Origin of the sequence: Kitasatospora sp. NPDC094016, assembly GCF_040304045.1 — a bacterium.
In the GTDB taxonomy this organism is placed as follows: domain Bacteria; phylum Actinomycetota; class Actinomycetes; order Streptomycetales; family Streptomycetaceae; genus Kitasatospora.
The window spans coordinates 30,408-42,300 of the sequence record NZ_JBEOUK010000004.1 but is presented as its reverse complement, the minus strand read 5'-3'; the positions used below and the strand labels follow the sequence as shown (position 1 = coordinate 42,300).

The 11,893-nt window shown below is 70.9% G+C and carries 9 protein-coding genes and 1 tRNA gene; 1 reads left to right on the top strand and 9 read right to left on the bottom strand.

Annotated elements, in window-relative coordinates:
* Positions 1-47: 47 nt before the first annotated feature.
* From kdpC to ABT015_RS05340, 7 genes are all read right to left on the bottom strand, one after another.
* Positions 48-683: a potassium-transporting ATPase subunit KdpC gene (gene kdpC, locus ABT015_RS05370; RefSeq protein WP_350877028.1), complete on the bottom strand. Its 636-nt coding sequence runs from the start codon at positions 681-683 to the stop codon at positions 48-50.
* A 14-nt stretch (positions 684-697) separates the two neighbouring features.
* On the bottom strand, positions 698-2,812 hold the full coding sequence (gene kdpB, locus ABT015_RS05365; RefSeq protein ID WP_350877026.1) for a potassium-transporting ATPase subunit KdpB: 2,115 nt from the start codon (positions 2,810-2,812) through the stop codon (positions 698-700).
* Positions 2,812-4,473: a potassium-transporting ATPase subunit KdpA gene (gene kdpA, locus ABT015_RS05360; protein WP_350877024.1), complete on the bottom strand. Its 1,662-nt coding sequence runs from the start codon at positions 4,471-4,473 to the stop codon at positions 2,812-2,814. The genes kdpB and kdpA overlap by 1 nt, the downstream gene beginning before the upstream one ends.
* Position 4,474: 1 nt before the next feature.
* A complete protein-coding gene (gene kdpF, locus ABT015_RS05355) occupies positions 4,475-4,564 on the bottom strand; it encodes a K(+)-transporting ATPase subunit F (RefSeq protein ID WP_037971201.1) in 90 nt (29 codons plus the stop codon).
* Between the two features lie 444 nt (positions 4,565-5,008).
* The gene (locus ABT015_RS05350) at positions 5,009-7,006 is read right to left on the bottom strand and encodes an APC family permease (RefSeq protein WP_350877393.1); all 1,998 of its coding nucleotides are present in this window, start codon (positions 7,004-7,006) and stop codon (positions 5,009-5,011) included.
* Positions 7,007-7,300: 294 nt separating this feature from the next.
* Positions 7,301-9,133, bottom strand: coding sequence for an APC family permease (locus ABT015_RS05345; RefSeq protein ID WP_350877021.1), 1,833 nt, complete (start codon positions 9,131-9,133; stop codon positions 7,301-7,303).
* A gap of 436 nt (positions 9,134-9,569) precedes the next feature.
* Positions 9,570-9,650, bottom strand: a tRNA-Tyr gene (locus ABT015_RS05340).
* Between the two features lie 216 nt (positions 9,651-9,866).
* Between ABT015_RS05340 and ABT015_RS05335 the strand changes: the two genes are divergently transcribed.
* Entirely contained in the window at positions 9,867-10,355 is a 489-nt protein-coding gene (locus ABT015_RS05335; RefSeq protein WP_063348915.1) for a YajQ family cyclic di-GMP-binding protein, read from the top strand.
* A 78-nt stretch (positions 10,356-10,433) separates the two neighbouring features.
* Here the strand turns inward: ABT015_RS05335 and ABT015_RS05330 are convergent, their stop codons facing one another.
* Positions 10,434-10,925 carry a hypothetical protein gene (locus ABT015_RS05330; RefSeq protein ID WP_350877018.1) on the bottom strand — a complete coding sequence of 164 codons (492 nt, stop codon included), beginning with the start codon at positions 10,923-10,925 and terminating at the stop codon, positions 10,434-10,436.
* A gap of 42 nt (positions 10,926-10,967) precedes the next feature.
* A complete protein-coding gene (locus tag ABT015_RS05325; protein ID WP_350877016.1) occupies positions 10,968-11,621 on the bottom strand; it encodes an ArsR/SmtB family transcription factor in 654 nt (217 codons plus the stop codon).
* Positions 11,622-11,893 lie beyond the last annotated feature (272 nt).

Sequence of the window (11,893 nt, the reverse complement as noted above, 5' to 3'; positions counted from 1 at the left end):
CCGTTGACCTGTCACTTCTGTTCCGTCGGTCATTCCGGTTCCGCCGGTCACTTCTGTTCCGCGAGTGCCCGGTTCAGCAGGAGGACGTTGACGCCCTCCTGTCCGAGGAAGCCGAGCGAGCGGCCCACGGTGTACTTCTCGACCAGCTTCCGCACCGCGTCCGCCGACAGGTTCCGGGTCTTGGCGACCCGGTTCACCTGCTCCTCGGCGTAGGCGACCGAGATGTACGGGTCGAGGCCGGAGCCGGAGGCGGTCAGCGCGTCGGCCGGGACGCTCTCCGGGGCGACGCCGTCGAACTCGGCGGCGGCGGCGCGGCGGTCGTTGACGGCCTTCAGCAGGTCGTCGCTGTTCGGGCCGAGGTTGGAGGCGCCGGACGAGGACGAGTCGTAGCCCGTCCCGGCCGCGGAGGGGCGGGGCTGGAACCACTTCGGGTCCGGCTGCGCCTCCTCCTTCGGGTCGTCGGGGTTCTTCTTCGGGAGGTTGAAGTTCTGGCCGATCAGGCTGGAACCGACCTCCTTGCCGTCGGACTTCACGAGCGAGCCGTTGGCCTTCTCGGTGAAGGCGACCTGGCTGATCCCGGTGACCAGCAGCGGGTAGGCGATCCCGAGGATCGCGGTGAGCACCAGCAGCGCCCGCAGTGCGGTGAAGTGGGTGCGGACGGTCGTCGGCAGGGGCTTGGACATCGGATTCTCCTCTCTCAGCTCAGGCCGGGGATGAACTGGACGATCAGGTCGATCAGCTTGATGCCGACGAACGGCACCACCAGACCGCCGAAGCCGTAGACCCCGATGTTGCGGCGCAGCAGGGAGCTGGCGTCGGACGGGCGGTAGCGCACACCGCGCAGGGCGAGCGGGATCAGGCCGATGATGACCAGGGCGTTGAAGATGATCGCCGAGGTGATCGCGGACTGCGGGCTGTGCAGGCCCATGATGTTGAGGTGGCTCAGACCCGGGTAGACCCCGGCGAACATCGCGGGGATGATCGCGAAGTACTTGGCCACGTCGTTGGCGATCGAGAAGGTGGTCAGCGCGCCACGGGTGATCAGCAGTTGCTTGCCGATCTCGACGATCTCGATCAGCTTGGTCGGGTTGGAGTCCAGGTCGACCATGTTGCCGGCCTCCTTGGCCGCCATGGTCCCGGTGTTCATGGCCACGCCGACGTCGGCCTGGGCGAGCGCGGGGGCGTCGTTGGTGCCGTCGCCGGTCATCGCGACCAGCTTGCCGCCCTCCTGCTCCTTCTTGATCAGCGCCATCTTGTCCTCGGGGGTGGCCTCGGCGAGGAAGTCGTCCACGCCCGCCTCCTCCGCGATCGCCTTGGCGGTCAGCGGGTTGTCGCCCGTGATCATGATGGTCTTGATGCCCATCCGGCGGAGCTCGTCGAAGCGCTCCCGCATGCCCTCCTTGACCACGTCCTTGAGGTGGATCACCCCGAGGACGCGGGCCGGCTTGGCGCCGACCTTGGTGGCCACCACCAGCGGGGTGCCGCCGGCCGCGGAGATCCCGTCGACCAGGGCGGAGACCTCGTTGCCGACCGAACCGCCGTTCTCGGTCACCCAGTTGGTGACCGCGCCGGCCGCGCCCTTGCGGACCTGGTGGACCGCCTCGGCCTCGTCCAGGTCGACGCCGGACATCCGGGTCTGGGCGGTGAACGGGACCCAGGTGGCGTGCGTCAGCTCGCCCTGGGCGCGGGCCCGCAGGCCGTACTCGGTCTTGGCGAGGACCACGATCGAGCGGCCCTCCGGGGTCTCGTCCGCGAGGGAGGACAGCTGCGCGGCGCTGGCCAGTTCCTCGGTGGACACGCCCGGGGCGGGCAGGAACTCGGCGGCCTGGCGGTTGCCCAGGGTGATGGTGCCGGTCTTGTCCAGCAGCAGGGTGTTGACGTCGCCGGCCGCCTCGACGGCCCGGCCGGACATCGCCAGCACGTTGCGCTGCACCAGCCGGTCCATGCCGGCGATGCCGATCGCGGAGAGCAGCGCGCCGATGGTGGTCGGGATGAGCGCCACGATCAGGGCGACCAGGACGATCATCGACTGCGGGGCGCCCGCGTAGGTGGCCATCGGCTGCAGGGTCACCACGGCGACCAGGAAGACGATGGTCAGCGAGGCGAGCAGGATGTTCAGCGCGATCTCGTTCGGCGTCTTCTGCCGGGCGGCGCCCTCGACCAGGGCGATCATCCGGTCGATGAACGACTTGCCGGGCTCCGAGGCGATCTTCACCACGATCCGGTCGGACAGCACCTTGGTGCCGCCGGTCACCGCCGAGCGGTCACCGCCGGACTCGCGGATGACCGGCGCGGACTCGCCGGTGATCGCCGACTCGTCGACGCTCGCGACGCCCTCGACGACGTCGCCGTCGCCGGGGATGATCTGCCCGGCCTCGACCACCACGTGGTCGCCGAGCCGCAGCGCGGTGCCCGGCACCTCCTCCTCGGCCTGCGTGGCGGGCCAGTCGGTGAGCCGGCGGGCGACGCTCTCGGTCTTGGTCTTGCGCAGGGTGTCGGCCTGGGCCTTGCCGCGGCCCTCGGCGACGGCCTCGGCCAGGTTGGCGAAGATCGTGGTGAGCCAGAGCCAGACGGTGATGGCCCAGGCGAACACGGACGGGCTGGCGATCGCGGAGACGGTGGTGACCACCGAGCCGACCTCGACCACGAACATGACCGGGTTCTTGACCATCACCCGGGGGTCGAGCTTCTTCACCGCGTCCGGCAGGGACGCGACGATCAGCTTCGGGTCGAGCAGGCCGCTGGCCACTCTGTGCTGCGCGGCGGGCTCGGCCTTGTCGACCGGTGCGGGGTTGAGCGTAGGGGTGGACATCAGGAGAGACCTTCCGCGATCGGCCCGAGAGCCAGGGCCGGGAAGTAGGTGAGGCCGACGACGATCAGGATGACGCCCGACAGCAGGCCCACGAACAGCGGCTTGTGGGTGGGCAGAGTGCCCGGGGTGGCCGGGACCGGCTGCTGCTGGGCGAGCGAACCGGACAGCGCCAGGACGAAGACGATCGGCAGGAGGCGGCCGAAGATCATCGCCAGGCCGAGCGCCGTGTCGTACCAGTCGGTGTTGACGGTGATGCCGCCGAAGGCCGAGCCGTTGTTGTTGGCGGCCGAGGTGAAGGCGTACAGCACCTCGGAGAAGCCGTGGGCGCCCGAGTTGAGCATCCCGGCCCGCTCCCCCGGCAGGGCCATCGCCAGGCCCGTGCCGACCAGCACCAGGGTCGGCGTGGTGAGGATGTACAGCGAGGCGAACTTCATCTCCCGGCCGCCGAGCTTCTTGCCCAGGTACTCGGGGGTGCGGCCGACCATCAGACCGGCGACGAACACCGCGACGATCGCCAGCACGAGCATGCCGTACAGGCCGGAGCCCACACCGCCGGGCGCGATCTCGCCCAGCATCATGTTGAAGACCGTCAGCCCGCCGCCGAACGGCGTGTACGAGTCGTGGAAGGAGTTCACCGCGCCGGTCGAGGTCAGCGTGGTCGAGGCGGCGAACAGGCCGGAGGCGGCGATGCCGAAGCGCTGCTCCTTGCCCTCCATCGCGGCGCCCGCGGCCTGGAGGGCGGTGCCCTGGTGCTGCGACTCGGCGAAGGTGAGCAGGGCGGTCGAGGCGACCCAGAACAGGCCCATCACCGCGAGGATCGCGTAGCCCTGGCGGTTGTCCCCCACCATCCGGCCGAAGGCCCGCGGCAGCGCGAACGGGATCAGCAGGATCAGGAAGATCTCGACCAGGTTGGAGAAGCCGGTCGGGTTCTCGAACGGGTGCGCGGAGTTGGCGTTGAAGAAGCCGCCGCCGTTGGTGCCGAGCAGCTTGATGACCTCCTGGGAGGCCACCGGGCCGCCCGGGATCTTCTGCACCTCGCCGCTGAGCGTGGCCACCTCGTGGAAGCCGTGGAAGTTCTGGATCACGCCGGAGGCGGCCAGGACCAGGGCGAACACGATCGAGATCGGCAGCAGCAGGCGCAGGTTGATCCGGGTGAGGTCCACCCAGAAGTTGCCGACCCGGTCGGTCCGGTTGCGGGTGAAGCCCCGGATCAGCGCGCCGACGACGGCGATGCCGACGGCCGCGGAGACGAAGTTCTGCACCGCCAGGCCCGCCATCTGCGCCAGGTGGCCCATCGCGGACTCACCGGCGTAGGACTGCCAGTTGGTGTTGGCGACGAACGAGATCGCGGTGTTCCAGGCCTGGTGGCCCTCCATCTGCGGAACGCCCAGGTTCAGCAGCAGGTAGCCCTGGAGGCGGATCAGACCGTAGAGGAAGAGGACGGAGACGGCCGAGAAGGCCAGCACCGAGCGGAGGTACACCGGCCAGCGCTGATCGGCGTCGCCGTCGACGCCGATCAGCTTGTAGATGCCGCGCTCGACTCTGAGGTGCTTGGTGGTGGTGAGGAGCTTGGCGATGTAGTCGCCAAGGGGGCGGTAGCACAGGGCCAGTGCCCCGACCAGGGCCAGGGCCTGCAGCCAGCCCGCGAGAGTGGATCCCATGTCAGAACTTCTCCGGGAAGATCAGCGCCACGACGAGATAGCCGACGAGCGCGACGGCCACGATCAGACCTGCGATGTTCTCCGCGCTCACAGCTTCTCCACCCCCCGCGCGATCAGGGCGATGACGGCGAACACGGCGACCGTGACACCGACGTAGATGAGATCGGACATGGGCTCCACCAGAGCGGTTCGGGAGACTGCCGCGGGCGGGCCGGGGGCTTCGCGCGGCGCCGGCGGACGACCGGCAGATGCAGCAAAGCAGCCGTCAGAGGCGCGTTATGGCTCCCTGACGCCCTCCATACGGGTGACTGCGGGACGTTGACGCGACCTTGACGCCCGCTTCACCGGGCCGTGACCGTCGTCATCAGGCCGTGATCGGCCCGGCGCCGGAACGCCGGAAGCCCCGGGATTCCGGGGCTTCCGTACGGGTGCGGGCTCGTGCGGGCTCGTGCGGGCTCGTGCGGGCTCGTGCGGGCTCGTGCGGGCTCGTGCGGGCGGGGCCGACGGGGCCGAGGGGGGCCGGCTGCTGCTCCGGTCAGACCTTCTCCGGCGCCGGGAGCCGCTCGTACCCGCTCCCCGGGGCAGGCTCACCCCGGCGCACCGCGCCGGGCGCCCGGCGCGACGGGCCGCCTGCGCGCCCGGAGGAGGTCAGCTGCCACGGCACGCTGATCACCATCACGCCCGCCGTGAACAGCAGCCGGCTCTTCAGCCACAGCGCCGACTGGTTGTGCAGCAGGTGCTCCCACCAGTGGCCGACCACGTACTCCGGGATGAACACGGCGACCGCCTCCCGGGGGCTGTCCCGGCGGTGCTCCCGCACGTACGCCAGCACCGGCTTGGTGATCTCCCGGTACGGCGAGTCCAGCACCTTCAGCGGCACCCGGACGCCGGCCTCCGTCCACTGCCGTTCCAGCTCACCGGTCGCCTCCGGCTCCACCGCCACCGTCAGCGCCTCCAGCGAGTCCGGCCGGAACGCCTCCGCGTAGCCGAGCGCCCGCAGCGTCGGCTTGTGCAGCTTGGACACCAGCACGACCCCGTGCACCCGGGCGGGCCGCGCCGACTCGGCCTCCGGATCGTCCACCGCCAGCTCGGCGGCGACGCCGTCGTAGTGCCGGCGGATGCCGCGCATCATCAGCCACAACACCAGCGCGGCGACCACGGCCAGCCAGGCGCCCTGGGTGAACTTGGTGAGCAGCACGATCACCAGCACCAGTGCGGTGACGACCGCGCCGAAGGCGTTGATCACCCGGGAGCGCAGCGCCGAGCGGCGCACCGCCGGATCGGTCTCGGTGGCCAGCGCCCGGTTCCAGTGCCGGACCATGCCGATCTGGGACAGCGTGAAGGAGGTGAAGACGCCCAGGATGTACAGGTGGATCAGGCTGGTGACGTTCGCGTCGTACAGCCACAGCAGCCCGCCGGCCACCACCGCGAGCGCGATGATGCCGTTGGAGAAGGCCAGCCGGTCCCCGCGGGTGTGCATCTGCCGGGGCAGGTAGCGGTGCTCGGCCAGGATCGAGGCCAGCAGCGGGAAGCCGTTGAAGGCGGTGTTGGCGGCCAGGATCAGCACCAGCGCGGTGACCGCCTGGATCGCGTAGAACAGCACGCTGTGGTCGCCGCCGAAGATCGCCGCCGCGAGCTGGGCGATCACGGTCTGCTGGGGCGTGCTCGCGCAGTCCCCGGGGAAGCCGGTCAGCCGGCAGGCGCCGCCCTCGGTGATGTGCACCTTGGCGATCAGCGCGAGGGCGGTGATGCCGGCGAACATCACCACGGCCGTGGTGCCCATCACGGCCATGGTGCGCGCGGCGTTCCTCGCCTTCGGCGCCCGGAAGGCCGGGACGCCGTTGGAGATCGCCTCCACCCCGGTCAGCGCCGTACAGCCGGAGGCGAACGCCCGCAGGCCCAGCATCAGCAGGCCGAGGCCGGCCACCGTGTCCTTGCCGTCCTCCGGGAGGATCCCGTACGAGGCGCTGGACGCCACCGGCGCGTCGCCGAGCGCGACCCGGACCAGCCCGGTGACCACCATCAGCAGGATGCCGCCGATGAACAGGTACGTCGGCGCGGCGAAGGCCTTGCCGGACTCCCGGACTCCGCGCAGGTTCACCGCCATCAGCAGCAGCACGAAGCCCAGCGCCAGCCAGACCCGGTGACCGGCCAGCGACGGCAGCGCCGAGATGATGTTGTCCACCCCGGAGGCCACCGACACCGCGACCGTCATCACGTAGTCGACCAGCAGCGAGGCGGCCACCACCAGACCGGAGTTGGCGCCGAGGTTGCGGGACACCACCTCGTACGAGCCGCCGCCGCTCGGGTAGGCGTGCACCACCTGGCGGTAGGACATCACCACGACCGCCATCAGCGCGACCACACCGGCCGCGACCCACGGGGTCAGGTAGAGGAAGGCGGCGCCACCGACGGTGAGCACCAGCAGGATCTCCTGCGTCGCGTAGGCAACCGAGGAGAGCGGGTCGGAGGCGAAGATCGGCAGCGCCAGCCGCTTGGGCAGCAGCGTCTCGCCGAGCTCCTCGCTGCGCATGGCCCGGCCGATGACGAGGCGCTTCAGCGCCTGGGGCACGTTGAACACGTTGGCGAGCGTAAGTTCGGTCGGACACGACGGAATCCGTTGCGGCACCGGCCCGGCACGTCCCGCCCTCATGGACTTCCCGCAGGTCAGGGCCGCTGCGGGCGGGCACGTGCCGGGCGTATCGAGGGCGTCAAGGCCCCCCCGTTAAGACCGTGTCAAGATGCCAGGTTGTTACCGGGCGTCCAAGCTGTGGACGCCCGGCGCCTCAGCGGTGGCGGCCCGGCGCCTCAGCGGTGGCGGCCCGGGTCACATCCGCATCCGCAGTCGGCAGACCACCGCGTCGGTGTGCCGCCGCAGCGCGCGGTCGATCACGGCGCCGCGCCGGTTCTGCAGCGCCCGCTGCCACCAGCGGGCCGGCTCCACCTCCGGGATCAGCACCGTCAACCGGTCGTAGACGTGCTCCTCGCCGAGCCGGTTCACGAACGCGGCGATCGGCCGGCCCAGCCGGCGGCGGTCCTCCGGGATCTCCACCAGCGGCACGCCCGGCTGCCACAGCTCCCAGTCCCGCCGCAGCGCCTCCGCCTCGGCCTGCTCGTGCACCACCGTCACCGCCAGCACCTCGTCGCCGAGCGACAGCGCCGCCGACAGGCCGTCCCGGGTCAGCCGGGTGATGGCCGTCACCGGCACGACCACCAGGCTGCGCTGGCGGGTCACCGCGCCCGGCACCCGGCCCAGCTCCAGCCGCTCGCCGATCAGCCCGTAACTCCGGTGCACCGCCTCGAACAGCGCCACCAGCAGCGGCAGCGCCACCACGATGCCCCAGGCGCCCTCGGTGAATTTGGTGCCGGTCACCACCACCGTCGCGACCCCGGTGAGCAGCGCGCCGAACCCGTTCAGCGCGGCCTTCCACACCCAGCCGGCCGGCCGGTGCACGGACCAGTGCCGGACCATGCCGACCTGACAGATCGTGAACCCGACGAACACGCCGATCGAGAACAGGGGCACCAGGCTGTTCACGTCCCCGCCCGAACCGACCAGCAGCGCCGCCGACACCAGGGCCAGGAACAGCACCCCGTGCCGGTGCACCTGGCGGTCGGCCCGCAGCGCGAACACGTGCGGCAGGTGGTTGTCCCGGGCGAGCAGGTGCAGCAGCACCGGCAGCCCGCCGAAGGAGGTGTTCGCGGCCAGCCCGAGCAGCACCACGGTGGCGAACTGGACGACGTAGAACGCGGCGCCGTGGCCGAGCGAGGCGTCGGCGAGCTGAGCCAGCACCGTGACGCCCTCCACCGGCTGGAGGTGGAAACGGCCGATCAGCACGGCCAGCCCGATCAGCATCACGCCGAGCAGCGCACCGAGCACCACCTCGGTGTGCTGCGCCCGCTTCACCCGCGGGGTCCGGAACGACGGAACGGCGTTCGCCACCGCCTCCACCCCGGTCAGCGCCGAGCACCCGGCCGCGAACGCCTTGAGCAGCAGCAACGCACCGACGGTCGTGGCGTTCTCGGCCAGCGTCGACGCGTGGCCCGCGGCGGCCGCGGTGCTCGCCGGGCCGTCCCGGAACAGGCCGACCACGATGATCGCCAGGATCGACACCACGAAGACGGCCGTCGGCGCCATGAACCAGCGCGCCGACTCGGCGATCCCGCGCAGGTTCACCGCCGTCACCAGGGCCAGCACGCCCAGGCACAGCCAGACCCGGTCGTCGTACAGGCTCGGCACCGCCGAGGTCAGCGCCGCCACCCCCGCGGTCACCGAGACCGCCACGTTCAGGATGTAGTCGATCACCAGCGAGGCGGCCGCGGTCAGCGCCGTCCGCCGGCCCAGGTGCTCCTTCGCCACCGCGTACGAGCCGCCGCCGTCCGGGAACGCCGCGATCACCTGCCGGTACGACGCCACCAGCACGCCCAGCAGCACCGCGATCGCCACCGTCACCGGCAGCGTGAACCCCAGCCCGTACGCCCCGGCCGCGGCCAGCACCAGCACGATCGACTCCGGCCCGTACGCGACCGAGGCCATGGCGTCCAACGACAGCGCCGCCAGACCGCCCAGCGCACTCAACCGGTGCCGCTCGTCGCCCGCGCCGGCGTCCGGCGGCTCGGGTTCGGCCGTGACGGCCGGGGTGGTGATGGCGCTGGACATCGGACGGAACCTCCGCGATCGGTTGTTCCTCCGATCCTGCGGGCCGCACCCCCGCCCTCCACCCAACCCCTACGCGTTCCTGACGCCGTCCCAGGAACCATTGACGGGCCCTTGACGCGCCGCGGGAGAGCTCATGGCGGGGGCCGGTGGCGGGGGTGGGTGGGCCGCTGTCCCGGCGGGCGCCGGTTGGGAAGACGACCAGCTCTTGCGAAGAACCCCCGGCGCGCCCTACGCACACCCGGGACACCACCACAATCACGCTGAACGGCCCCACCCACCCCCGCACCCACTCTGCTGCCTGCTGCCCGTAATTGCAAGCAATGCGCAATAAGTGTCCCCGCCGCCGGCACGGCAGCGCTGCGACGCTCACGCGGCGGGAAAACGACAACGGCCCCCGATCCGCGTCTCCGCAGATCGGGGGCCGTTCTCTGTCCTGTGGCTGGTGCAGGGTTCGAACCTGCGTAGCTTGCGCGGCAGATTTACAGTCTGCTCCCTTTGGCCGCTCGGGCAACCAGCCAGGATCTTGTCCCCCGGGGCGTTCGCCCCGTTCGACTTCGTAAACAATACCTGATGCCGGGGGGTGCTCCGCCACTCGATAGGTCACGTGATGATCAAGGGCCACGGCGTGGCTGTCGGGGGCGGGGGCGGGGTGGCGCTGGATAGGCTGGGGAGGCGGACGCCCGGTGGGGCAGGCCGTGCCAGTGAAGCCAGAACATCAAGGAGACCAACACCCATGGCCGACTCCAGTTTCGACATCGTCTCGAAGGTCGAGTGGCAGGAGGTCGACAACGCGATCAACCAGACCTCCCGTGAGATCGCCACCCGTTTCGACTTCAAGGGCGTCGGCGGCGAGATCAGCCGCTCCGGCGAGAAGATCGAGATGAAGGCCAACGGCGAGGAGCGCGTGAAGGCCATCCTGGACGTCCTACAGGGCAAGTTCATCAAGCGCGGACTGTCGCTCAAGGCCCTGGACGCCGGCGAGCCGCAGCTGTCCGGCAAGGAGTACAAGATCTTCGCGGACATCAAGGAGGGCATCTCCACGGAGGATGCCAAGAAGGTCGCGAAGATCATCCGCGACGAGGGCCCGAAGGGCGTCAAGGCGCAGGTCCAGGGCGACGAGCTGCGGGTCAGCTCGAAGAGCCGCGACGACCTGCAGACCGTACAGGCACTGCTCAAGGGCAAGGACCTGGACTTCGCGATCCAGTACGTGAACTACCGCTGACCCCGCGGGGGCTGTGCGGCAGGGCCCCGTTCCCGGGAGTTCGAGCTCCGGGGGGCGGGGCCTTTCGCGTGGGTGGGGTCAGTCGGCGGCGGCCCAGCCGCTGGTGCCGCGGTGGGCGGACAGGCCGACGGACTCGAACTCGTCCACCCGGCCGGCCTCGGTGCGGGCGCCGATCCGCCGCAGGGCGCGGGAGATCGGGGAGCCCTCGGGCGGGAAGGGTTCGAACTCGCCCTTGGTGAGCGGGCCGAGGACGATCCGGCCGTTCTCCCAGACGGCGGCGCGCTGGGTGCCGCTGCCGCCGAAGTACTCGGCCTCGACGCAGGCGATCGGGCCGGCCTTGGACCAGGCGGCCAGCCGGAGTTCGAAGCCGCCCGGGTGCCAGCCGAAGCCGGCCGCCTCGGCGGGCTTCGTCGAGCCGCCGTCGGTCTGGAGGGCGGAGAGCACCGCGGGGGTGACCGGTATCAGGGCCAGACCCTGTGCCAGTGGCACCACCCGGGCCGTCGAGGTTTCCGCCGCGGCCACCGCCAACAGCTCGAATGTTCCTATCAGGGCCTGGAGTTCATAGGACATGCCGGTCATCGTGTCCCACCGCACCGACAGTCGGCGCGGAGTTTATGATTCCGTGCCCGGCTGGAGTCCGTAGAGCAGGGTCAAGACCGTCACGTCCACCGCGTCCTCGGCCGTGCTGGGCGCTTCCCCGTTCAGCTCGTCGATGACTGCGGCGAGTTGGGTCCGCAGCCGGATCAGCCGGTCCGGGCTGAGCCGCAGCGTCGAGTGCGCGAACAGTCCGGGCGGCCCGACCGATCCGTCCCGGGGCGAGCTGAAGTCCAGCCGCCCGCCGAGGACATGGGCCCGGAAGTCGCCGCGGACCCGGTCGATGGCGGCCAGGATGGCGTCGTACGCCTCGGAGCGGCCCGGGGAGTCGGCGGTGAACATCTCCGGGGCGAGCCGGATCGACTCCTGGGCGGCGGCGTAGCGGCTCTCGACGATGCCGGAGACCAGCCGGGTGCCGGCCACGATGACCAGCCCGGCCTTCTCCAACTGCTTGATGTGGCGGTAGAGCTTGGTCTGCGGTTCGCCGAGCGCGGCGGCGATCTCCTTGGCGGTGAGCGGGCGCTCCTCGCCGGACTTCAGGGCGCCGAGGATGGCCAGCCGCAACGGGTCGGCCAGTGCCTTGAGCACGGCGACGTCGGCCACCTGGCGTTCCTTGACCCAGGTGGTGGGTTGCTCGCCGCCGTCGGCGGGTTCCAGATCGTGCTCGGCCACGGGCACCACCTTGGCAGATCGGCCGCGCCGCACGCAATCACGCTCCGGTGAGCGCTCACCCTTGCGCAATCAATCACGCTTCCGACATCATTCACGACAACGTGAATGATGTCGGAAGCGCGAACGGCGGGGTGGGCCATGGCGGGGAGCAGAACGGCGGCTGACGAGTCGAGGACGGCGGAGGAGGCGACGGCGGAGGAGGCGACGGCGGAGGAGGCGACGGCGGAGGAGGCGACGGCGGAGGAGGCGACGGCGGAGGAGGCGACGGCGGA